This window comes from Sporosarcina sp. CAU 1771 (genome assembly GCF_054482775.1).
Map to the genome: position 1 here is coordinate 25,171 of NZ_JBTLRN010000013.1, position 23,576 is coordinate 48,746.

18 protein-coding genes are annotated in these 23,576 nt (G+C 36.9%); 8 read left to right on the top strand and 10 right to left on the bottom strand.

Annotated elements, in window-relative coordinates:
• Positions 1–56: 56 nt before the first annotated feature.
• The gene (locus ACXYMX_RS10230) at positions 57–5,795 is read right to left on the bottom strand and encodes a collagen binding domain-containing protein (protein ID WP_459044135.1); all 5,739 of its coding nucleotides are present in this window, start codon (positions 5,793–5,795) and stop codon (positions 57–59) included.
• Between the two features lie 350 nt (positions 5,796–6,145).
• Between ACXYMX_RS10230 and ACXYMX_RS10235 the strand changes: the two genes are divergently transcribed.
• Positions 6,146–7,270: a response regulator gene (locus ACXYMX_RS10235; RefSeq protein ID WP_459044136.1), complete on the top strand. Its 1,125-nt coding sequence runs from the start codon at positions 6,146–6,148 to the stop codon at positions 7,268–7,270.
• Between the two features lie 44 nt (positions 7,271–7,314).
• Here ACXYMX_RS10235 and ACXYMX_RS10240 read toward each other — a convergent pair whose 3' ends face one another.
• Positions 7,315–10,383, bottom strand: coding sequence for a hybrid sensor histidine kinase/response regulator (locus ACXYMX_RS10240; protein WP_459044137.1), 3,069 nt, complete (start codon positions 10,381–10,383; stop codon positions 7,315–7,317).
• A 234-nt stretch (positions 10,384–10,617) separates the two neighbouring features.
• On the opposite strand from ACXYMX_RS10240, the gene ACXYMX_RS10245 reads away from it, so the two are divergent.
• On the top strand, positions 10,618–11,469 hold the full coding sequence (locus tag ACXYMX_RS10245; protein WP_459044138.1) for a glycerophosphodiester phosphodiesterase: 852 nt from the start codon (positions 10,618–10,620) through the stop codon (positions 11,467–11,469).
• A 36-nt stretch (positions 11,470–11,505) separates the two neighbouring features.
• Here ACXYMX_RS10245 and ACXYMX_RS10250 read toward each other — a convergent pair whose 3' ends face one another.
• Together ACXYMX_RS10250 and ACXYMX_RS10255 are read right to left on the bottom strand one after the other, a co-directional pair.
• Positions 11,506–11,676, bottom strand: a complete 171-nt coding sequence (locus ACXYMX_RS10250; protein WP_459044139.1) for a hypothetical protein — start codon at positions 11,674–11,676, stop codon at positions 11,506–11,508.
• A 597-nt stretch (positions 11,677–12,273) separates the two neighbouring features.
• Entirely contained in the window at positions 12,274–13,320 is a 1,047-nt protein-coding gene (locus tag ACXYMX_RS10255) for an SDR family oxidoreductase (protein WP_459044140.1), read from the bottom strand.
• A gap of 193 nt (positions 13,321–13,513) precedes the next feature.
• On the opposite strand from ACXYMX_RS10255, the gene ACXYMX_RS10260 reads away from it, so the two are divergent.
• From ACXYMX_RS10260 to ACXYMX_RS10270, 3 genes are all read left to right on the top strand, one after another.
• Positions 13,514–14,740, top strand: coding sequence for a carboxylate--amine ligase (locus ACXYMX_RS10260; protein ID WP_459044141.1), 1,227 nt, complete (start codon positions 13,514–13,516; stop codon positions 14,738–14,740).
• Positions 14,741–14,743: 3 nt separating this feature from the next.
• A complete protein-coding gene (gene cuyB, locus ACXYMX_RS10265; protein ID WP_459044142.1) occupies positions 14,744–15,439 on the top strand; it encodes a cysteate racemase in 696 nt (231 codons plus the stop codon).
• Positions 15,440–15,541: 102 nt separating this feature from the next.
• Entirely contained in the window at positions 15,542–16,690 is a 1,149-nt protein-coding gene (locus ACXYMX_RS10270; protein WP_459044143.1) for a DEAD/DEAH box helicase, read from the top strand.
• A 130-nt stretch (positions 16,691–16,820) separates the two neighbouring features.
• Here ACXYMX_RS10270 and map read toward each other — a convergent pair whose 3' ends face one another.
• The 3 genes from map to ACXYMX_RS10285 form a co-directional block, all read right to left on the bottom strand.
• The gene (gene map / locus ACXYMX_RS10275) at positions 16,821–17,567 is read right to left on the bottom strand and encodes a type I methionyl aminopeptidase (protein WP_459044144.1); all 747 of its coding nucleotides are present in this window, start codon (positions 17,565–17,567) and stop codon (positions 16,821–16,823) included.
• A 105-nt stretch (positions 17,568–17,672) separates the two neighbouring features.
• Positions 17,673–18,014: a hypothetical protein gene (locus ACXYMX_RS10280; RefSeq protein ID WP_459044145.1), complete on the bottom strand. Its 342-nt coding sequence runs from the start codon at positions 18,012–18,014 to the stop codon at positions 17,673–17,675.
• Between the two features lie 101 nt (positions 18,015–18,115).
• Positions 18,116–18,841, bottom strand: a complete 726-nt coding sequence (locus ACXYMX_RS10285) for a tryptophan-rich sensory protein (RefSeq protein ID WP_459044146.1) — start codon at positions 18,839–18,841, stop codon at positions 18,116–18,118.
• A gap of 176 nt (positions 18,842–19,017) precedes the next feature.
• Here ACXYMX_RS10285 and ACXYMX_RS10290 point away from each other — a divergent pair, with 176 nt between their 5' ends.
• Positions 19,018–19,563 (top strand): GNAT family N-acetyltransferase, encoded by a 546-nt coding sequence (locus ACXYMX_RS10290; protein WP_459044147.1) that lies wholly within the window; start codon positions 19,018–19,020, stop codon positions 19,561–19,563.
• A 113-nt stretch (positions 19,564–19,676) separates the two neighbouring features.
• Here ACXYMX_RS10290 and ACXYMX_RS10295 read toward each other — a convergent pair whose 3' ends face one another.
• From ACXYMX_RS10295 to ACXYMX_RS10305, 3 genes are all read right to left on the bottom strand, one after another.
• Positions 19,677–20,240 carry a beta-class carbonic anhydrase gene (locus ACXYMX_RS10295; RefSeq protein WP_459044148.1) on the bottom strand — a complete coding sequence of 188 codons (564 nt, stop codon included), beginning with the start codon at positions 20,238–20,240 and terminating at the stop codon, positions 19,677–19,679.
• A gap of 73 nt (positions 20,241–20,313) precedes the next feature.
• Complete coding sequence (locus ACXYMX_RS10300) at positions 20,314–20,454, bottom strand: hypothetical protein (RefSeq protein ID WP_459044149.1); 141 nt, start codon at positions 20,452–20,454, stop codon at positions 20,314–20,316.
• Between the two features lie 106 nt (positions 20,455–20,560).
• The gene (locus tag ACXYMX_RS10305; RefSeq protein WP_459044150.1) at positions 20,561–21,793 is read right to left on the bottom strand and encodes an aminopeptidase; all 1,233 of its coding nucleotides are present in this window, start codon (positions 21,791–21,793) and stop codon (positions 20,561–20,563) included.
• Between the two features lie 186 nt (positions 21,794–21,979).
• Between ACXYMX_RS10305 and motA the strand changes: the two genes are divergently transcribed.
• A complete protein-coding gene (gene motA, locus ACXYMX_RS10310) occupies positions 21,980–22,795 on the top strand; it encodes a flagellar motor stator protein MotA (RefSeq protein ID WP_459044151.1) in 816 nt (271 codons plus the stop codon).
• Positions 22,779–23,531 (top strand): flagellar motor protein MotB, encoded by a 753-nt coding sequence (gene motB / locus ACXYMX_RS10315; RefSeq protein WP_459044152.1) that lies wholly within the window; start codon positions 22,779–22,781, stop codon positions 23,529–23,531. The genes motA and motB overlap by 17 nt, the downstream gene beginning before the upstream one ends.
• Positions 23,532–23,576 lie beyond the last annotated feature (45 nt).

Genomic DNA, 23,576 nt, shown 5'->3' on the forward strand with positions numbered 1-23,576 from the left:
AGATAAACCCCTTGTAAACTAATTATAGCTTACAAGGGGTGATTTCGAAAGATTTTTTAAGAAAAACGTATCCCTTTTCTCCGAGGGAGTAATAGCATTCCACCGGCAACTAAGAGTAAGAATCCTAGTGTAAGAAGGAATAACATTTTCTCTTCACCTGTTTGTGGTAGCTTGTCACCATCGTCACCTAGTTGGCCACTGTTACCAGGCTTGTTAGGTTGTTCTGGTTTTGAACCATCATTGTTACCTGGTTTATTGCCGCCATCTCCAAGTTCGCCGCCGTTTGGATCTTCAGGGTTTGGTTTACCTGGTTCGCTTGGCTTTGTTGGAATCTCAGGATCTATCGGCTCAGTTGGTTCTTCAGCGTTGATTACAGGTGTAATGATTGCAGTACAAGTATCTGATACTGTAATCTCTCCAGCTTTCTCGCCATTTACATAGACAATGTAATTGCCTTCTGGAATAGATTGAGGGAATGTAACTTTCCCAATACTATCTGTTTTACCTGTTACAACTGTGTTACCACTTGCATCTTTAATTTCAATGTTTGCATTTGGTGTATCACCAACTGTAAGTTTAAAGTCTTCACATGCTTGAAGCACAAGGTCGATTGTCGCTTGACACTTGCTTTCATCATACGTCACAGTAATTGTGCCGACGTTGTTGCCATCTTTGTCATATGCCGAGTAAGAACCTATTTCAAGGTCCTTTTTTGCAAAGACAATTTTACCATTTACATCTGTAGTGCCAGTCGCTGCAGTTTTACCTGAAGCGTCTTTAAGTGTTAATGAAGTTCCTGCTTTCACTACTTTACCTGATTCCTTCACAGTGATTGTGAAAGTTTCACATGATTTCACAAGTAAATCAATCGCAACTTGACACTTATCTTCGTCATACGACACAACGATTGTGCCGACCTCTTTACCATCTTTGTCATACGCTGTGTATGAACCTTCTGGTAAATCTACTTTGTCAATTACAATTTTACCATTTGCATCTGTTTTGCCTTTTACTTCTGTTGTACCTGACTTTAACGTAAGTTCAACGTTTGGACTTACTGTTGTGCCTTGTTGATTTATTGTGATAGTGAATTCTTCACATGTCGGTGTTACAGGTGGTACTGGTCTTGGCTTAACTTCGGCAAAACATTCAGTTGTTACTGTAAATGTATCAATTAGTTTTTTAGAACCTTTATCATTTACTTCATATACATTATATATGCCTGGTTTGAACACGTTATTGAATGTAACTTTACCATCTAGACCTGTTATATATGGGCCGTCAGTGGAGTCTACAACAATATCACCATTTCCGTCTTGTACCGAAACCACAACACCTTCTCGTGGCTTATTACTTCTGTCATTTACTGCTAGTTCAAATGTTGGACAAGTTCCTGCGTTAGGTACATTTGTTTGGACAATCGCTTTACAGTTGTCATTTAAGTAAGTTACTTCAACGTCTCCTAGGAACAATTTATCTTCATATACTTTATATGTGCCTGGTTTTGTTGTAGTTGGTAGTGTAATTTCTCCAAGTTCATTTGTTGTTGCTGTAATTATTACTAAATTACCGTCTTTATTAAGCACTTCTATATTTACTTCCACTTTAGGACGTGGGTTACCATCTCCATCGTTTACAGTAATTGTATATAGTTCACAGAATGGCGCTGGTTGAACTTGGGCTTCACAATCAATATTTGTTGCGAAGGAACCAATGTATTTACCGTTTTTATCATATACATCGTATTCACCTGCTGATAGGTTGGAAATATCCAACTTTCCAGTAATATCTGTTTGAATTTTGTCTGCTATTACTTTAGTATCGTCATTTTTATCCTTAACTGTTACTACAGTGGAAGCAGTTAGGTTTTTTCCATCTGTATTTTTTATTGTTAATTCAAAAGTCGGACACGTTGGTGCTTGTATTACTGTGGCTTCACATGGAGTATTCTTATATGTGATAGTCACTTCACCAAGGTACTGTTTGTTTTCGTAAACAGTGTAAACACCTGGTTTAGTTGTAGCTGTTGATAGTTTTATTGTCCCGTCGGTCGCATCAGTTGTTTTAACAATAACTGGTGCTGTGTTGTCTGTTTTATGTGTTAACTTTACTGTTACACCTTTACGTAAATTATTATTTTTGTCTTCAATAGTGATTGTGAAAAGTTCACATGTAGGTGTTGGTTGTACTGTTACTTTACAGTTGCTGTCGTATTTAACTGTTACTTCTTTTAAAGGACCTTCCGAATCGTGGGATACTTCATACTTACCTGCTGGAAAGTTCGTAGGCAATTGAACTTCACCACTAGAATTTGGAGTTATTTTTGTTTCTTTACCGTTTCGATCTATTAAAGTTACTTTCCCTGACGTAATGAGTTCTCCGTCAACATCTTTAACTGTGATTGTAAATGTATCACAACTTCCCGCTTGTAGAGGTGTTGTATTGACAAGTACAGTGACTAAGTCTGGCTTCTTATCTAACGTTGTGTTTTCGTCCAAAGTGAATTCGAAGTCAGTCATTTTAGTATAGTCCGTTGGTGCAGCAACTTCACGAATTAGGTATTTATTATACGGAACATTTTCAAATGTAATTTCTCCATTTTCATCTGTCGTAGCTGTTTTAATAATATATTCATTGTTAGTTGTCTTTTTCACCAATTGGAACTCGACACCTGGTAGTTTTACATCTTTTACTTCACCTGTATCCGAGTCAATTCCCATTTTTTTAAATTTCGCGCTACCGCGTGTTGAAGTAAAGTTCGAATCTGAACTGCTGAAACTAAATTTACTTTCCAACTTATCCTCTTTTTTTTGATTTTCTTTGGTTTCACCACTGTAGTGTAGTGTAGCAGTATTTACCAAATCGCCATTCAATGTTCCAAATCCAATCGTTTCGTACTTCACTTGATACCCCCTATTCTCTAAACTAGGGAACGTTAACGTAAAGCCTCCATGTGTATCGAAAGTTAATGGAATATTAAGTTGTGCTGGTGTTTGCCAATCGCTGTTATTTGATATTCCAGTAGTAGTAACTTTATATGTTGCAATTTTAATGCTCTCTTCTAGCAACCATAAATTATCACCTGGCAAGTCAGTTAACTCGACATTTTCACCTAAATTTGAATGTGATTTATTCACATCTAATGTCCAAGTAATTTTTTCTGTTGAGCTATTTTGATTTGGTTTTCTCTTCGTGATTAAGCTATTAGCTACATCTTTCTCAAGTGTTACTTTTGCAGGTATAAGCGTAAAGGTATGATCACTTAACGTCTTAAATGTAGCACTATTTGTGTAAACATTACCCGAGTCTGTTGGTGTTGAAGAGTCGATACCTAAAATAGCATCGTCATCAACTGTTTTGTAGCGTACTACATATGCTTGATTGTTAGGAGGTGAATCTAAATTAGATTCAAAAGTTAACGTAAAACCTCTATCGGTTTCAGCTGAAATACTATAGTTACTTGTATCAATTGGAGTAGTTCCAATCGTACCAGCTGTATCGTCACTTCCAGAAAGTGTCAAGGGGAATACATCAATTGTACTACCTGGAATGAATTTGTGTCCTTCACCAACTGTATCAACTAATATTGCACCTTGAATATCCTTTTTATTAATATTTACTTTTACATCCCATGTGAATTCTTGTGTAGAATAATCGAATTTACCAGATTTGCTACCGTTATTTACTGTTGTAGTTCCAGGAATATATTCCGCAGTAGCTGTTTTATTATACGTAAAACCACCACTAACCCATTCCGTATTAGCCGTATTTCCGTAACCCTGGGTTGCTACTTGACCATCGTTTTCAATCGCGAATGATGTTGTGTAAGTAACTGTCGTATAACCCCCAGCTGCTACATCAATACCTGTAATAGTGAAACCTTTTGTCGGATCATTACCTATTAAACTATAATTCGCATTATTTCCATTAAGTTTAACGCTATCCTCTATTAACGTATGCACACCATTAACAGCACCTTTTACAAAGGTATCGGTTAGCGTAAGGTTTGAAATCGCTATAGCTGAATTATCCGATATAATTTTGATTGTCCAAGTAATCGTTTTGTTATCCACATCAATGGTGCGACTTTTTGTTAATAAATTTTCCGATAATCCATATTTGCCAGTCTTAGAAATATTATTACCATTTGTTACTGTATTAGTTAATGTTTTACCATCAATATCTATTTTTTCAATAAAGTCTTTCGCAATAAATTTAGATTGATACGTAATTGTATATGCGTCTGAAATAGAGGTGTCGAACGTAATAGTGAATGACTTACCGGTTACAGTGTTAGGATTGACAGTAAATCCGCTAAGCAATTCGCCACTACTAGGCACAGTTGTTGCTATATTTCCAGCAGAATCGTTCATTTTATATACTTTGATTGTACTAAAATCAATCTCGTGCGGTCCTGAAATTGTATCTGAAAGCTTGGCTTGGTCTTTTGGAATGTTTAATAAATTGTGGTTATAATCAATACGCCAGTTCTTTGTATAGTTGTTGCCTGTTGCATTATGTTTTTCTAGCGCTTTTCCGTACGTAATTTTGTGTTGGGCATTGCTAGAAGTTTCTTTTGGCTGTCCATCATTAAATAATGTAACCGTATTGTTAAAACTCTTTTCACCATCACGATCTACGAAAGCTAAGTTTACTTCTGATTTGTACGTAATTTTATAAGCAAATTTGCCAGTTAATACCGCATCAATAGCTGCCCAACTTCCATTAGTAACTACTTGTTCACCTGTACTAGTTAATACACCGTCCAAATCAACTGTGTATCGGTAAACATTAACGGAACCATCAACAACTGCGTGTCCACCTGTCGCATTATCTCTTAGCTTTGCGTCAGTAAGTTGTTTTCCAGCTTCATTCACCCAGACTTCCCATTCCATTATGTGGTTACCACTAACTTCGGCAGTCGGTGTCCCTATTTTCTTTTTATTTACTTTTACATTGCTTGTAGTAGGTTTAAATGTGAATTTCACTTTAATTTTTTCCGTTCCACCTCCAGCAGCCGGAATTTCTAGATCTTGTTCGATGTCTTTTTCAGTTAATGTGAAGCCAGATTTAAAATTAATTGTTAAAGTTTCTGGTTGTGAGCTAGCGGATTTTGGCTCCATTCCGCTTAATTTTACTGTTACCTTATTACCTATAGTACTATAAGTGTAAGTAATACCGTTTACCGTTTTTCCACCTTCGAATTTCCAATCAAAATCAATCAATGAATTCGGTAATTGGAACTCAAACCAACTTTCGTCTCCCCATGCTTCACCAAGGTTATTTTCCATTGGAACAGAGAATGCTACTTTGAAATCTGCTGTCGCATCTTGTTCTAACTCTTGTGAGAAATCCCCCCCAACAACTTGCTGACCGTCAATCGTCATAATAAAGCTCTCAAGTATTGCTGGTATTTTTTCAGCATCTTTGCCGTCTTCGGCTGGATTAAGTAACATAGTACTAAAGGAGGGGACTGGTTCGCCAGACTCAACTTCTTCAATCCCGTCCTTCGTAGAAACTTCTTCATTTTCATTTTCATTTTCAGCAGAGTTATTCCCTGAAATCTCTACTTCTTTTTCATTAGGTTCTTCTTGTTCTACTATAGGCAAGCTTGTATCTTCAAATTCAGGTTCTTTTCCCTCAAAATCTGCATCTCCTGTTTCAGAGTTTTCATTACTGGTAGTTTCTTCTTCCAGTTCTGTAAAATCTGTATTCGCACTAGCCACCCCAATAGGTCCCAATATCGTTTGCCCAATGATGAGTAACGCGAGCATAAATACGTTTAGTTTCTTCATAATTTCCTCCACTTCCAGTTGAAGTTAATCAACTATGTAATCCGTGACTATGTGTTGGTCGACAATTTCTTTCGTAAGTAGCTGACACATACTCCTCCTTGTTGGTAAGTCTTTTGATTTTATTTATATAAAAATATATAAATAGCTAGATTCATAAGTGCATGAAGTTAAAATTGATTTACACTCACAAATACTTCAATATACAAAAATATTAAAGAATGGAACTATACAAAATCTGTACATATTTGGAATATTGTTAAATATTCTAAGTTTTTCTGCCCGGTATATTCGACAGGATTGGAATATATTGAGATAATTAGAGAATAGATATCCTTAAGGGAGGCGCAGGCATGAAAGTTATATTAGTAGACGATGAGTCCTTGGCGCTTATGTATTTGGAGGGTTTGATAAAGAAGATTCAAAATGTGGAAGTTGTAGGTACATACGTAAATCCACAAGAAGCGTTGGTACAAATACTCGAACATAAGCCAAATGTAGTTTTTTTGGATATAGAGATGCCTGAGCTTAATGGAATTGAGCTGGCTGAGCGCATTCAGGAGAAAAATTCAGAAATACATATTGTTTTTGTAACTGCTTATAATGACTATGCGGTTAAGGCTTTTGAGTTAAATGCAGTGGATTATGTAGTAAAACCAATTCAGAAGGAACGACTTCAACAAACTTTGGAACGGATTCCGCTTAATCTTAATAAAGGTAAGATCAGAAAAAATGACTATGAGATTGTGTGTGCTTTTCAGTCGATATCGTTTGCTACTTATGGGGATGTCCTCAAGGAAGTTGATGTGAAGTGGAGAACGTCTAAAGTACGGGGAGTATTTGCATTCTTACTCCAACATCGCGGTACGCATATTCGAAAAGACACGTTATTAGAGTTGTTTTGGCCAGATGCTGAATGGGAAAAGGGAAATATGCAGCTGTATAGTACGATTTATCAAATTCGAAAAACAATTACTTCTGTTGATTTTGAAATTGTCATTACTAATCATGAAAATGGGTATCGCCTTGATTTGAATGGGGTAAAGTTTGACGTTGACGAGTGGGAAAATGGTTTAAAAGCATCTTCAGATGTCAACAGTGAGACATTTCAAGAACACCATCGACTATTGAAATTATACAGAGGTGATTATTTAGCAGGAGAAGATTACATTTGGGCAGAAAGTGAACGTGAACGTCTGCGAATTTTATGGTTGCAGCACTGTTATAAAGTAGCGGATTATTTAACGGAAGAAAGGCAGTTCACTGAAGCGATATCTCTTTATTTACAAGTACAAATTGCACAACCTTATTTGGACAAAAGCTATTTCAAGTTGATGAAACTGTACAGTAAGATGGGGGATATTCGTGCAGTTGAGCACCAATTTGCAGAATTAACCAAAATGCTTCATGATGAGTACGATACAGTTCCAAGACAAGAAATTGTTGAGTGGTATGAGCAGACAAAACAACGTATATAAAAAGTAGAGTGGCTTTCCATCGAAGGAAGACCACTCTATTTTTTTTAGTTTGGAATTGTAAAGGTAACTGTTGTTCCGACATCAAGTAAGCTATTTATTTGAAGTCCTTTGCAATAAAGTTGTTTTAGGCGTAGGTCTGTGTTAATTAAGCCAATTCCTCTTGCATGATCTGGCTCGGTAGAAAAGATACTATTCACCTTTTCGTTTGTCATGCCAACACCATCATCACTAATCGAAACTTTCACATGGTTTTCCATTTGGTGAATTTGAATGGTTACTGTACCTCCAATAATTTTCTTCAAGACGCCATGATTTACGGCATTTTCCACGAGAGTTTGAATAGATAAAGGAGGAATTTTGATATCTTCAACTTCACCTATATCCCATTTTATATTTAACCGATCTTCGAATCTTTCCTTTTCTATATACAAATAGGCTTCAACTAATTCAAGCTCATGTGTCAGCGAAACAACACGTTCAACATTTTTTGAATCAAAGCTTTTTCGTAAGTAATTTCCGAATTGATCCAATAGTCGAGACATCCGAGGAGTGTCTATCTCACTCAATGAAATAATTGAGTTAAACGTATTAAATATAAAGTGCGGTCTAATTTGTGCTTGAAGCCAGGCAGCTTCCATGACTAAACGTTTATTGATGGAAGCCTTTAGATTGGTAAGTGCATGGACGCGAACATTTAACTCTAATGCGTCAACTGGCTTGGCTATGTAATCATTTGCCCCAGCTAAAAATCCTGTATAAATATCATCTGGACTACTTCTTGCTGTTAATAATAAAATAGGTAATTCAGATAAGGAATAAATTTTACGGATTGAACGGGTTAATTCATATCCTGACATGTTCGGCATCATGACATCTGAAATTATTAGATCCCACTCTTTGGATTCAAGACGTTGCAACGCTTGTTTTCCACTGGTTACAGTCTCAACCTCATAGTGTTGTGGTGAAAGAATGTTCATTAATATTTTCAAATTGACCGAATCATCATCAACCGCTAATACTTTTGGCTTGTACATAATGGGCTTTTCTTCAGTAAATGTTTGAATCAATGCCCCTGTTTCTAATGGACTCATAGCAAAAGGAAGAACAACCGTGTTTACTTGCAAAGTAGGCGCTTCAAGTACTGAAGATGAATTTTCAGCAAGAGGTAAAGTAAACGTAAATACAGAACCTTCTCCTAGAGAAGATTGAACATTTAAAGTCCCTCCATGCAATTCTACTAGTTGTTTACAAATACTTAGCCCAAGTCCTATTCCGCTGCCTTTTGCAGTTATGGTAGAATCCTCTTGTTCATATGGATCGAAGATGGTTTGCATTGCATCTTCTGAAAGCCCAATACCTGTATCTGAAATATGAATATGGGCCATATTGTTTTTCACATTGGCATCAATAGTGATAACACCTTCGTCGGTAAACTTTACCGCATTATGAAGAAGATTGAACAGAATTTGAATGAGTCTATTTTTATCCGCTGTTACACTTGGAAATTTCCTTGGGATATGGACTTCCATTTGAATGTTTTTATTTTCAATAAAAACTTTGAGCATATCGACAACGCCCGCGGAGACAGATTGTATGTCAAGCTGCTCTTTTTGTAGATGAATCCTATGTTCTTTCAAACGGGTAATATCCAGTAAATCTTCCAATGTTCGTGACATATGATGTCCAATTGTTAAAAGTAGCTTTAGGTCATTTTTAGTTTGCTCGTTCAAATGATCATTATTATTGCGTAGGGTTGAATGTGCAATATTTATGATGCCATGTAGAGGATTACGTAATTCATGGGACGTGTTAGCTAAAAAATCGTCTTTTTGTTTAATCTCCCTTTGTAGCTGTTCAGCAAGTTTTATGTTTTGATCATTCGTATGAAAGAATCTTTTGAATAAAAATAGTGAAAAGGTTAGTAGAGCGACAATGATATCGAAGGGGTAATAAGGTAATTCTGTTGAACTAGCCATTTTAAAAATAGCCCATACAAAGCTAGAAGTAGTGCTTGCAGCCGTTAGTATTAAAAAAAAATGATCCTCATGTCCTTTTTTTACGGTTTTCCACATCAGAATAGCTATGGTAATAAAAGTTAAGATAACAAGGTTAAAGCTTAACTTTCCAGTTATTGAGATGTACTGCATTGGAACTACAATTAATAGGATTCCCGTTGCCAAATGAGTATAGTTTAGGAGTTTTAAAAACCGATGATTTTTGAACTCGCTAAAAAACGATTTGATAAACAACAAAGCAAATGCGGCTATGCTTAGATATGATAAATAGATAATTTTTATTGACCATGAATAGTCGAGTGATAACCACATCAATAACAATTTATCATCATCGATGGCTGTCCCGATAGCAGCGGAAAATAAAGCTAATGAAAAGTATAGATACTCAAAATTACGACTTCGGAGTAAAAATAAAATAAGACTATAAACAGCATGCAGAACTAACATTACTATTATTAACAATTGAGAGGCAATTGAGATATTGTTAAACTTGTCAATCATTTTAGCGTCACCAAATCTGATTGATTGAAGGATTTCTGTTTCTTCTTTTGGACTAGGATGTATGAATTGAATAAGTACTTCCACTTCATTATCTTCATTGGCAGAAAAGCTAGCTGCACGGGGAAGAGGTGCTGAAATCACCAGTGAATTCGAAGTAGATGAGTTATCGATTACTAATTCATTGTTGATGAATAATTTATTAGCTTTTGTATTGCGTGGAAGTTGCAATTTAAATCTATTTGCCGTTTGGCTTTCTGACAGCAATATACGTAAACGATACGTACCGAACTGTTTCGAATTATTGGTTTGATCTCCAAGTAAAGATCCCTTTTTACCTGGAACGGTTACAATGTACTTTTCAGTATCTAATTGAAGGTTATTTAAATCTTCAGGTGTCAGTAGTGTGTTTAAGTAAAAATCCCATTCTCCGTCAAGTGGGATTAACTTATCCTTATCCCAGTTACGAAGATCTAACACACCCTCATCCGCGACAATTTTATTAGGATGCAATGTAAAGGAAAGTACCCAAGGAATCCGAATGCATGTCAGTACAATTAAAAACAAACTTAATATTAGAACATTCTTTTTAATGGTCATCTTGTGGAATCATCCCTTTGCAATGAGTATAATTTCGATTAATTCACTAAATAATAGCATACCAATTTTAAAGACAGCAGTCACTCTAGTAAAAAAGTATTGGGACGATAAAAAGAAATGTGTATTATATCGAATTACCACTAAATACATAGTTACAAGTTGATAATATTATGCTAAACTAAGAAAAAGTGAGTAGATAGAATTATCTGTTTTCTGGATTGTGGGGTCATGGCTATGGAGAATTCACGAAAAAAGGTGATTGTTAAGCTAATTCTTTTAGCGGGGGCCTGTTTGTTGCTGCTTGTAGGATACAAGAAGGAATACAATGTGAAATATGTGGGAAGTAACGAAATCTTAAGTGTAGCACACCGCGGAGCATCAGGATTTGCTCCTGAAAATACGGCAGCTGCTTTTCGAAAGGCCATAGAATTAGGCGCAGATTTTCTAGAATTTGATGTGCAGATGTCAAAAGATGGTGAGCTAATCATTATTCATGATGATAAGGTAGATCGTACTACAAATGGGTCTGGTTTAGTAAGCGTTTTCACTCTAGAAGAATTAAAACAACTGGATGCAGGTGGAGGCTATCATGAGGACTTCTCAGGAGAGCAACTAATTACTCTACAGGAACTGATGGAGGAGTTTCATGGTCATGTGGGATTATTACTCGAAATAAAAAAGCCGTCCATGAATATAGGGATTGAAGAAAAAGTAGCAGAAGTATTACGTCAATACAGTGATTTAAGTAATGTTATCGTCCAATCGTTTGATGCAGAGTCTATGAGAAAAATGAACAAGCTCTTGCCGGAAATAGAAATTGCTGTACTTATGAAAACATCAGGATTTTCACCTTCATCAAGAAAAATTCAAGAGCTGTCGACATTTGCCACATATATTAATTTTAATGTTGGGTATGTCAGTAAGCGGACCGTAAAGGATGTACATAGGTATGGTGGTAAAGTATTTGTCTGGGCAATTAAAGACGACACATCTGTAAACAAAGCGATACAATACGGTGTGGATGGTATGATTTCAGATTTCTCTCAGTGGCCTTCTCAAGAACAATTATTTGCAACAAATGAATAAAAAATCCAGTACATGAGGATGTACTGGATTTTTATATTACTTCTTTTTAATATGACGTGTTTCTTTTTGAATTAGTTCTTGGGCTTCACTTTTAATTTTGTCTAATTGGATTTCAGCTTTTTTCGCCGCATTATCAGCTACTTTAGCCCAATCCGTTTCTTTTCCTAACTCCACACTTGCTTTATCTGAATAACTTTTCCCACTCATATGCATGCCTCCGTCTATTTAATTGTTCATATAAATAGTAGCTTGCCCAACTAAAAGACGGTTTATACATAAGCTCTGTTAAATAATAATTTTGATAAAGCTTATTATACAATAGTGCTCGAGTTAGCGTATCTAGCACGTTGATTTCCGTTTCAGAACCGAAGTGCGGAAAGATAAAGTTCAATCTTTCCCTGACGCGTTCCGGAGGGCAGGCGGTGGACCAACCCGTTCGCTTCGCTCTCGTTGGTTGTTACACCTGACCCGCTGTCCTCCCGGAGTCGCCGTCTTCCACTTCAATCAACTGGGAAGTGTACAAAGTTCTCATGTCTCACTCCACCCACGCCACTAACCTTGAATCTAAACAATCCAGCGCAGAAGCGACAAGTGTGAGCCGAAGTAGTAAGACCGACAGTGAACTTTCTGACGGGCTTACTGCGGGAGGCCATCACCAAGCGACGAAGCGATATTTTCACGCCTTCCACTCCACTCGACAAGGAATGTACAAATACTTTATCAACTATCAAGAGAGTTATTTAACATAGCCTATACATAAGGAAAATAAAATTTAAGTGAAATGACTCATTTAAAAATCAATAATTAAAGATCAAAATAAGCATTGATAATCATTTGCATAGTTTCTTCCGTCATTTTTAAATGTTGTATGGATGAATCTTGAATTAGTATCTGTGTGTTCGAGTCATCAAATTCAAAAGAACGGGATAAATAGGCATAAAGTACACTAATCATGTCATTCAATCGTTCTTCTTCTGTGGTCAAGAGTCCCGGTTCTGCTGATTCAATAATTTCAAGTTGGTCAAAGCTGAGTGCATTTTTAATTAAGTCAAGCAGTTGATTATTCGTTGGAGGCTCTGGGTTAATGATGTTGTAAATGAGCCCCGGTTCTGCTTTCGTAGCTGCTAACGCTAAAATATCAGCAACATAATTGACTGGAACGAGATTAGACGTAGTTGCTTTCCCGCCAACGAGACGATAGATTCTGCCTGGATTGTCAGAACTTCTTAAGATGCGACGCTTAAAGACATCTAATGCACGCATAAACCCATAAAGTGTAAACTCTGAATCGGCTTCACCTGTTTCCGAATCTCCCACAATGATAGAAGGACGGAAAATGGATACATCCATCACGTCTGAATAAGAAAAAGCCAGATGTTCCGAATCGACTTTACTTTCCTCATATGGATTATGGATATTCGAATCCATTGGATAAAGCTCTTCAACGCCAGAGTCACGTTTTCCAACTGTATAAGCTGTACTTATATAGAAAAACTTCTTCGCTTGTAATAACTTCGCAAGTTCCAAAGCGTGTCTTGTACCTTCAAAATTAATCGAAAATAGTTCCTCTCGTAATTCCTCATCAAATTTCACGAGTGCTGCTAGATGATAAAAGAGGTCAACTTGTGCTGTTAACTCTTCAATTTCATTTGCATCTAGTCCACATAAAGGTTTTGTAATATCACCTTGAAGCAACCGAATTCGATCACCGTTTGGTAGTTCGGAAACAAGTCGTTCGCCTTTTTCAATGTCTCGGACAAGTACAAATAATGTATGGTCTGTTGTATCTAAGAGATTCTTTAGTAATTTCCCACCAAGAAAACCAGTGGATCCGGTTAAAAATATAGTCAATCTGTATCCCTCCGCAAATGGAATGGGGACAAGCCCCTTAATTTCCTCTTTCCGATTATCTCATACAAACTCCATAATGGGTAAAATAAACCTCAGATATTGTCGAAAAGGAGTCGGGATGATTAATAGCGCTCTTGAATAGCATGTGATAAAATAAAGCATAGTCGAATACGTATAGAAACGAGTGACAATAATGACAGTTGGAAATGAGATATTTTTACCGATATTACTTGGTTCGGATATGAATGCATATGGAATGGCAAGGTCATTTCATGAAGAGTACGGCATCAGGCCGTTGGTTCTTGGTCGCGCAATTGTGAGCGCCACGGGAAATAGTAAAATTCTAGAGTTTCGTGAGTTTCCAGATTTAAATGAAGAAAAGGTATTTTTACATACAGTAATGGGACTAACGGAAGAGTTTAAAGGAAGAAAACTATTGCTTCTTGCGTGTGGAGATGATTACGCAGAGTTAATTATTAATAATCGTCCACAGCTCGAACAACATTTTATAGTGCCTTATATTGACAAAGACCTGAAGGATAGACTTTTGTTAAAAGAAAACTTTTATAAAATATGTGATGAATATGGATTTCCTTATCCGAAAACAACCCTTTGTACATTTGAAAATAAGGAAAATCTTCAAATGGATTTTACCTACCCAATCATTATTAAGCCGTCAAATTCGGTAGCTTACTATAATTGTTCATTTCCAGGAAAAAAGAAAGTGTTTGTTGCGTCAGATGAGGCCGAGAAAACCGCGATTCTCGATGCTATTTATAAGTCTGCATACAAAGACAATTTAACAATCCAGGAATTTATTCCAGGGGACGACTCGTACATGCGAGTTTTGAATGCCTATGTAGGAAAAGATGGAAAAGTGAAGCTGATGTCACTTGGAAACCCGATTTTGGAGGAGCATACACCTGGGGCGATTGGGAACTATGCAGCAATTATTAATACCTTTGATGAGGCAATTATGGATAAAGTCCGTCACTTTTTAGAGGATATAGGCTACCGTGGTTTTGCGAATTTCGATATGAAATATGACGAGCGTGACGGAACATATAAATTATTTGAAATTAACTTAAGAAATGGGAGAAGCAGTTATTACGTTTCGGCAAGTGGGCATAATCTTATGAAGTACGTTACGGATGATTATGTATATGATAAGAAACTAGAATTGACGTATGCGAAGGACAAGCATCTTTGGATGGTTATTCCAAAAGGTGTGTTGAAGAAATACACACAAAATGAGAAGTTGAAACAAGAGGCAATGGAATTGATTGCCGAAGGAAAATGGACGAATTCTCTTTTCTATAAAAAAGATTTCAGTATGAAGCGTTGGATAAAGTTAATGTTGAATAATTTGAATTACTACCGAAAGTATAAAAAACATTTTAATAAAAAGGGTTTGTCTTAATTCATGAATAAAAAAACATTAGGTATTATCGGTGGAGTAGGTCCGCTTGCAACAATGTTTATAGGCGAGATGATTGTCAGGCATACCTATGCAGAAAAAGATCAAGATCATGTGAATATGGTTATTACAAATAATACTAAGATTCCTGATCGAACTGCTTTTATTTTAGGTGAAAGTCCAGATAATCCCGTTCCAGTAATAGTTTCTGATGCTAAGAGGTTAAAAGCTGCTGGGGCCGAATTAATTATTATTCCTTGTAATACAGCTCATTCCTTTTATAAGCAAATTCAGGCTGGTACGGATTTACCTGTAATTAATATGATTCATGAAACTACAACCCGAGTTAAGCAGCAAGGTGCAGAAAGGGTTGGAATACTTGCAACAACAGGTACGATTGAAACAGGGATTTATCAAGCGGCATGTATAAGTCAGGGTATGATGCCTATCGTTCCGGATGCACATATCCAGTCTGTAGTTATGTCGCTTATCTATGATGATGTGAAATCGGGAAATGCAGCAGACCCTGAAAAGTGGGCAATAATTAGTTCAGCAATGAAAGAAGCTGGATGTGATCAAGTGATTCTTGGTTGTACAGAGTTATCGATTGTCAGGCAAGAGCTGAAGCTAGATGGATATGTGGATTCACTTCTTGTTTTAGCAGAAACAGCAATTGAACAATGTGGATATACATTAAAGTGATATAGTGGGCATCTGGAACGGCAGTATACCCGTTGTGCAGATGTCTTTTTTATTCGTTAGATATGCAACGTATACTACAACGAATCGAAAGTAGGGATATAATTGTCTTTTTTAAATGAATTAGATGAAGTGTTTCAAAGGAAATGGAAGTTTGAACATGAGTTGCCTATTCAAACTCAAATGATACCTGAAATGTTAGCAGGGAAAGATGTTGTCGCAGAATCTCCAACAGGTACAGGAAAGACTCTTGCATATGTCTTACCGATATTGCAGATGGTTGATGGAAATAAAAAACAAACGCAAGCACTAATTGTGACACCTTCACAAGAGTTATCAATGCAAATTGTTAACGTGATTCGTGAGTGGATTGTCGGAACACCAATTACAGTTACACAATTGATTGGTGGAGCGAATATCAATCGTCAGCTGGACCAACTTAAAAAGAAGCCGACAATCGTTGTAGGAACGCCTGGTCGTCTTGCTGAACTTGTAAAAGTGAAAAAGTTAAAGATGAAAGACATTAAACATATTATTTTGGATGAAGGGGATCAGCTACTTGCAAGGGAGCATCGGTCAGGTGTGAAGAACTTAATCGATACGGCGCATCCAGAACGCCAAGTTGCAGTTGTGTCAGCAACAATTACACCTGAAATTGATGAAGTTGCAATTCAAGTAATGAACGACCCCCTTCGAATTCAGTTGTCGGCAGAAGATATACCGAATCAAGGAAAAGTAATTCATTCCTATGTGAAAACAGATATTCGTGATAAGACAGATTTATTACGTGGAATTTCGCATTTGAAGGGATTACGTGCGCTAGCTTTCATTAATAATGTTGACCAACTTCGAATGAGGGAAATGAAATTGACGTACAATAAATCACCGATTGTTGTACTTCATTCAGATATGAAAAAATTTGAACGACAAGAAGCGATTGAGAACTTTAGAAAAGGTGACGTTAAAGTTCTCATTGCAACCGATTTAGCTGCGCGCGGACTAGATATTCAAGGTTTGACTCATGTTATCCATGTGGATGTTCCTCATACAGTAGAGCAGTATTTACATCGATCAGGTAGAACGGGTCGAGCAGGGAATGACGGTGAGGTATTGACGTTTCTTTCTTATACAGAAGAACGAGATTATCGCAAACTGACAAAGGGTATAAAACCTGTACAGAAAATTTGGCAAGGTGGTAAGTTGATGGAGAAGCCGGCTACTTCACCAAAATCAAGAAATCCCAAAAAAAGATAATAGAAAAAGAAGCTACTTGCAGAATCTAGAAATAGATGCAAAGTAGCTTCTTTTAACGATTTCGATATTCAGAAAGTTTGGTTAGCGAATTAGAAAAGAAGGATCCAAGATGACCCTGAATCCTTCTCTGTTAAATTTCGGTTAAAATAATCGGCTTATCTTTAGTGACAATAATTGTGTGTTCAATCTGTGCAACAAGGGAATTATCCGCAGTGATAAACGTCCATCCATCACCGGATTCGATAATATGCTCAGCTTTCTCGGAAATGAAAGGTTCGACGGCAAGTACCATACCCTCTTTAAGAAGTGTTTTATCCCAAGGATCAAAATAATTAAGAATATGTTGTGGTTCTTCATGTAAAGATTTACCTACACCATGTCCTGTTAGGTTTTTAATAATAGTTAACCCATTACTTTTTGCTTCGCGTTCTACGGCTTTACCAATGCCACTTAAACTAGAACCTGCTCTTACTTTGAGCATAGCTCTGTCAAAAGCGCTTTTAGCAACGTCACATAGTTTTTGTTTTTTCTCATCAGGGGTACCAGCGACAAAGGATATACCTGTATCTGCGAAATACCCGTCCAATGAGCCGGATACATCAATATTGACAAGGTCACCGTCTTTAATAACGCGTGATCCGGGCATGCCATGTGCGACTTCGTTGTCAACACTGATGCAAGTGTAACCAGGGAAATCATATTCTGCAATCGGTGCAGAAATCGCTCCTTTTTCTTTAAAGAGGCGCCCACCAATTTCATCGATTTCTTTTGTTGTCATTCCCGGTTTAGTTGCATCTTTCATTATATCTCGGATTTCCGCGACAATTTTTCCAATCTTTTTTAATGCTTCAATTTCCTGATCTGTTGTTGCAATCATAATGCACAAATCCTTTCCAACGTCCGCTTATTTTCATACTCTACTATATCATATTATTACATACAAAAAAGCTTACAATCCATTGAGGAATTGTAAGCCTTCTTCTTATTTTAATGATTTGACTCCTTGAACTATGTTCCAGATGAAAATTAGTATTGTAAAGAACCCATAGAAAAACATAAATAACACAGGGCTGTAGCTCCAAAATCCGAAATTTCCATTCATCATATCAAGCATTCTTTTTTCTGCTGAAAACATCGACAATGAAAATACAATAAAACCGATAATAAGAAGTGCAACGGGGATCATGTGTGAGATTAATGCAAGCTTTGCGTGTCGTTTAACTTCTCTATCATCAATGAATAAATAGATGACGAATGGCAGTAGAAGTGGAGAGAAAAAAAGACTGAAATAACAAAGTGATGACAACGTTTTATTGCTAGGCAAAAGAATCCCTCCTTCACCCTATTTTGCATTAGAGAACAGCAACTTATACTTAGAAACAAAAAAATGCCACGCTTTTCGCAAAAGGAAAATGTGGCACTGAATTATTTAGGTTCTTTTTTCATGAAAATTAAGTAAACCAATAGAACAACTGTTAGAAACAGTGCTGCGGAAGAAACGAATAACTCATCAAACCCATTTTTCACTGCAATCCCGACGAACGTCCACATAAAGACTAGATTTAGAACAACATCCCGATGATGGTACATAAAGTGGAGGGCGGTGGCTGTCGCTATAGTTAGGTAGATAACAGTCCAAAGTGGTTCACTTAGACCGAATCGGCTCCATTCATAAAAAGTGGACGCGTAAATAATATTCAATATAAAAAGAATCATTGCCCAGCCAAAAAAGAGGGCGATCGGAATTCTTTGAAATAAGCGGTTTTCGATTTTTGGATACGAAAAGTAAAGTGCTGCAAGTGTTATGAGTAAACCTATCATTGCAAGGATGCTCCAGGTTATAAATCCATAATGCCATAGGAAAATCCAAGCAATATGAAATAAAGAGCTTGCAAAAAATAGGGCCGTTCTACGCTTTATCAACCGACTTGGTTCGCGATGGTACTGTTTCCAAAATCCTACTATCCAAAAAGTTAAGAATAGATAAATAAAAAACCAAATTAAAAACACGTAATTTGCTGGCATCAATAGAATTGGAAGTTTATTAGCTATTTCTAAAGTAGTGTATCCATTAAGTGGTACTATGTTCGCTGATCCATTGACTACAATCATTGCAATGAGTGCGAAGGTAATTAAAATTAAACTGAGCATCTTGAAATCCTCCTACTTCATAAGTATACAGAGGAAAGGGGTAGACTGCGCAAGAAATTATGAAGTTTATGTCACAAATGAATTAGTTCGAGAGTTAATATTTAATGGTATAATAATGCTGTGTATTTAGATAGTTCAAAATATCTTGGAACTCATAGAAAAAGGGTGATAGGAAATTGATATTACTTAAGGGGAAAACGTGTTATTTACGAATACTAACAGAGGTGGATGCAGTTCCATTTACAGAATTACTCATTGCCAATAAAAAGTATTGGTCTATTTTTGAACCACGACAAGAAGCTAGTTTTTTTACTGTTACCGTTCAAAGAGAGAAAATAAGAGAGTCACTTTTTCAAATGAAAGATCGAAGAGAGTATAACTTTGGTATTTTTGAGGAACAAACCGGAAAACTTGTGGGGCATGTATCATTGTATAGCATAAAAAGACTTCCATTTTCAAGTGGTTTTATTGGTTATTCAATCGACGAAGGAAAAATAGGAAGAGGAATTGGAACCGAAGCAGTCAAACTGGTTACTCAGTTTGCATTTGAAAAAGTAGCATTGCATAGAGTAGAGGCATATGTATCTCCACGGAATGAAGGCTCTATGAAGGTTCTTGAAAAGTCTGGCTTCACGCGAGAAGGATTATTGAGAAAGTTATTATACATTAATGGCGTTTGGGAGGATCATCATTTATATGCGAGTATTGAAAGTGATTATTGAAAGGGTAAGGCCGCTTTGCGGAAAATAAAAATGAGATTTAGAAGTCGATTCCTGTAAAATGGAATCGACTTCTAACTATTTCCCGGGGAATATGTCGAATGCTGTAATTAATATTAAACGTCATACCCGTTTTCTATAACGTCAAGTTTGCCAGTGGAAGGGTCAGCAACTAGTCCATGCACTGAAACTTTAGGGTCCATTAAAGGGTGATTTCTAACGTTCTTTACACTTTGTTTAACGCTGTCAGTTACGCTTTCAAAGCCTCTGAGCCAATCTTCCATATCAATACCAGAATTTTTCAGCGTGTCGAACAGGGTTGCATCAACACCGCGACTTACCATAGTTTGAATGATTGAATCGGTATTGAGGGAACTCATGCCACAGTCGTGATGTCCGATAATAAATACTTCATCCGCCTTCAACTCATAGACAGCGATGATTATACTTCTCATGATTCCTCCGAATGGATGTGTAACAACTGCTCCGGCACTTTTAATTATTTTGGCATCTCCGTTACGTAAATCCATAGCTCGTGGCAATAGTTCAATTAAACGTGTATCCATACATGTAAGAATAACGATACGCTTATCAGGGAACTTTGTAGTTGCATATTTTTCAAAACGTTTTTCTTCAACAAATTCTTTGTTAAATGTAATGATGTCTGAAAGTAGAGTCAATAGAAGTACCCCTATCTATAGTTGTTTCTTTTTATAATACACTAAAAAGAAAAGAGCTGCCAGATGGCAGCTCTTAGAAGTTTGATTCAATTTTTGGATCGATTACGCTAGAGTCAGTGGCAGGCATTACGCTTGTAAGGAAGTGCATAATGAAACCCGCAGTAATTCCCATGCAAACCATAAAACCAATTACTGTTGTGAACATTAAGCCCATATGAAATACCCCCTTGCTTACTTAAAGCTTCTATGTTTTTATTGTACACTAGATTCGAATTTATTTTAAGCTTTATTTGAAAAATGGTTAGAACCTGTGTCTAAAATTAGAACGCCCAGTTTCCTTTACGGAAAACAGGTGCAACTGTTCCATCACTTTGAATTCCATCAACGTCCATTTCTTTGGAACCAATCATAAAGTCAACGTGAGTTATACTTTGATTGAGTCCGTGTTTTTCAAGCTCTTCTTGTTCCATAGTTTTTCCACCTTCTAGGCAAAAAGAGTAAGAACTGCCTAAAGCTAAATGGTTAGACGCGTTTTCATCAAACAACGTATTGTAGAAAAGTATGCCTGATTGAGAGATAGGAGAATCATCTGGAACGAGAGCGACTTCACCAAGATGTTTTGCGCCTTCATCCGTGTCAATCAGTTGTTGTAGTACTTCTTCCCCTTGTTCAGCTGAAATTGCAACTACGCGTCCATTCTCAAATGTAATTTTAAAATTATCGATAATATTTCCACCATAGCTAAGAGGCTTCGTGCTAGAAACATAGCCGTTTACTCCAGTTTTAAGCGGTGTAGTGAAAACTTCCTCAGTAGGCATATTGGCCATGAACGCTTCATTTTTTTCATTTAGGCTGCCTGCTCCACACCACAAATGGCCTTTTGGTAATTCTATTGTTAAATCAGTTCCTGGTGCACGGTAATGAAGTTTGTGGAAACGCTTCTCATTTAAATAGTCGACTTTATCATGAAGCAATTGATCGTGATCAATCCAGGCTTGGACTGGATCTTCTTTGTCAACCCGAACGGATTTAAAAATTGCTTCCCATAGTGTATTTACTTGTTTTTCTTCGGGAACGTCCGGGAATACTTTTGCAGCCCATGCTTTTGATGGTGCAGCAATGACGGTCCAACTAACTTTGTCGGACATGACAACTTGACGGAACTTATCAAGTGCTTTCCCAGATGCTTGTTGCGAATCACCTATGCGGGTAGAGGAAATCCCTTTTAGTAAATCAGGACTTTGAGACACAATGGTCATGAAAGCGGCCCCTTTTTCTGCAAGTTGTTCTCTTTCGATTACTTTCCATTCTGGAAACTCAGAAAATGATTCATCTGGTGCTTTTTCAAACCGAAGACGAGTAACAGTGTCATCTACCCAATCAACAAATACTTGTTTTGCTCCCGCATCATATGCCTTTTCAACGATAACTCGAACAAACTCTGTGGCTTCTGTCGACGCATTAATATATAGATACTGGTTAGGTTGAATATTAACCCCTACTTTTACTGCAAGTTCTGCATACTTCGATAAACTCTGTTCAAATTCAGACATTTAAGATGGCCCCTTTCATTGGTACTTACATATTACCAATAGATGAACAAGACATGCAATATAAAAACTAAGTGAGAAATTTGTGACGAATAATAGTTAAGTTGTAAGTTATTCTTTGGGTCTTTCTAAAGAAAGGTGAAAAATGACCGAAATAAGAAAGAGAATGTACTATTTGGGGGTCAACACATGGATTTATCAACGGTCATTGGTCTTGTTTTAGGAGTTTTAGCACTTTTTGTTGGAATGATGATGAAAGGTGTTTCACCAGACAGTTTACTAAATATGGCTGCAATACTTATTATAATTTTTGGAACAGCTGCTGCAGTTATTATTGCTTTTCCAATGAATGAATTAAAACGCGTCCCGAAAATTTTCGGCGTGATTTTTAAAGAGCAAAAAAGAGCATCCGATTCGGATATCATTCGCATGTTTTCTGGATGGGCAGATATAGCACGTCGAGAAGGTTTATTATCGCTTGAAGCGAAAACTGAAGATATAGATGATCCTTTTTTAAGAAACGGTCTTGGATTGGCTATTGATGGACAAAATGCTGATTACATACGTGATGTGCTAAGTGAAGAAGTAGATGCAATGGAAGGTCGGCATGCTGGAGGCGCACAAATTTTTTCGCAAGCTGGAACGTATGCCCCCACTTTAGGTGTGTTAGGTGCTGTTGTCGGATTAATAGCAGCGCTTAAAGATATGAACGACATTGAAGCACTTGGAACAGCAATTTCAGCTGCATTTATTGCAACGCTTTTAGGAATATTTACAGGTTATATGCTCTGGCATCCATTTGCTAATAAGTTAAAGAGAAAATCAGCCGAAGAAGTTCGACAAAAAATGATGATGGTTGAAGGTATTCTTTCTGTTTTGGAAGGGGAGGCCCCCCGTGTAATTGAACAAAAACTATCTTCCTATTTGTCTGTCGAAGAGCGAAAGAAGTTAGCGACTGAAAAACCAAAAGAAGAGGGGGAGGGACAGTTTGCCGAGGAGACGTAAAAAGAAGAGAGAATCAGGTGAGGTCGATGAGTCTTGGCTTCTTCCTTATGCCGACTTAATGACCCTCCTACTTGCACTTTTCATAGTATTATTTGCTTCGAGTACAGTAGATGATACCAAACTAGAGAAAATGTCATCCGTTTTTAATGATATCTTTGATTCCAGTAGTGGGATAATGGACCAATCTTCACCGGCTCAAATAATTTTTCAGGAAGAGACGGAAGGGAAGGAAGATTCACCTTATCTTGAAGATCGTCGTTCACTTGAAGGTATTCAGGATAGATTAGATGAATATATAGCCGTTAATGAGTTAGAAAACATGTTCGAAACAAAATTGATGGAAGAAGGATTACTTGTAACGATTAGGGATAGTATCCTATTTAAGCCCGGGAAAGCAACGATAGAAGAGGAGTATTCAGTACTTGCAGATGAAATTGCTGCATTATTAGTATTTGACAAGCCAAGACAAATTATAGTAACGGGTCATACCGACAATGTTCCTATGAACAATGATGAGTTTGCTTCAAATTGGGAACTCAGTGTGATGAGAGCCGTTAATTTTTTAAAGAAAATAGTTGGAAATGAAGAAATCGATCCTTTAGTATTTAGTGCGAAGGGATATGGAGAATTTAAACCAATCGAAACAAACGATACAGCAGATGGTCGAAGTAAAAATCGACGTGTTGAAGTATTAATACAGCCGCTAGTATTACAAGACGGTACTTTATTTGAATAAAAAAAGATTCACTGGAAAATGAATGATTTCCAGTGAATTTTTTTT

Coding starts and splice junctions, on each gene's coding strand:
- cuyB (WP_459044142.1), top strand. CDS start 14,744: ATGAATAAAAAAACATTAGGTATTATCGGTGGAGTAGGTCCGCTTGCA.
- ACXYMX_RS10245 (WP_459044138.1), top strand. CDS start 10,618: ATGGAGAATTCACGAAAAAAGGTGATTGTTAAGCTAATTCTTTTAGCG.
- ACXYMX_RS10260 (WP_459044141.1), top strand. CDS start 13,514: ATGACAGTTGGAAATGAGATATTTTTACCGATATTACTTGGTTCGGAT.
- ACXYMX_RS10300 (WP_459044149.1), bottom strand. CDS start 20,454: ATGGGCTTAATGTTCACAACAGTAATTGGTTTTATGGTTTGCATGGGA.
- motA (WP_459044151.1), top strand. CDS start 21,980: ATGGATTTATCAACGGTCATTGGTCTTGTTTTAGGAGTTTTAGCACTT.
- ACXYMX_RS10285 (WP_459044146.1), bottom strand. CDS start 18,841: ATGCTCAGTTTAATTTTAATTACCTTCGCACTCATTGCAATGATTGTA.
- ACXYMX_RS10250 (WP_459044139.1), bottom strand. CDS start 11,676: ATGAGTGGGAAAAGTTATTCAGATAAAGCAAGTGTGGAGTTAGGAAAA.
- ACXYMX_RS10240 (WP_459044137.1), bottom strand. CDS start 10,383: ATGACCATTAAAAAGAATGTTCTAATATTAAGTTTGTTTTTAATTGTA.
- ACXYMX_RS10235 (WP_459044136.1), top strand. CDS start 6,146: ATGAAAGTTATATTAGTAGACGATGAGTCCTTGGCGCTTATGTATTTG.
- map (WP_459044144.1), bottom strand. CDS start 17,567: ATGATTGCAACAACAGATCAGGAAATTGAAGCATTAAAAAAGATTGGA.
- ACXYMX_RS10230 (WP_459044135.1), bottom strand. CDS start 5,795: ATGAAGAAACTAAACGTATTTATGCTCGCGTTACTCATCATTGGGCAA.
- ACXYMX_RS10305 (WP_459044150.1), bottom strand. CDS start 21,793: ATGTCTGAATTTGAACAGAGTTTATCGAAGTATGCAGAACTTGCAGTA.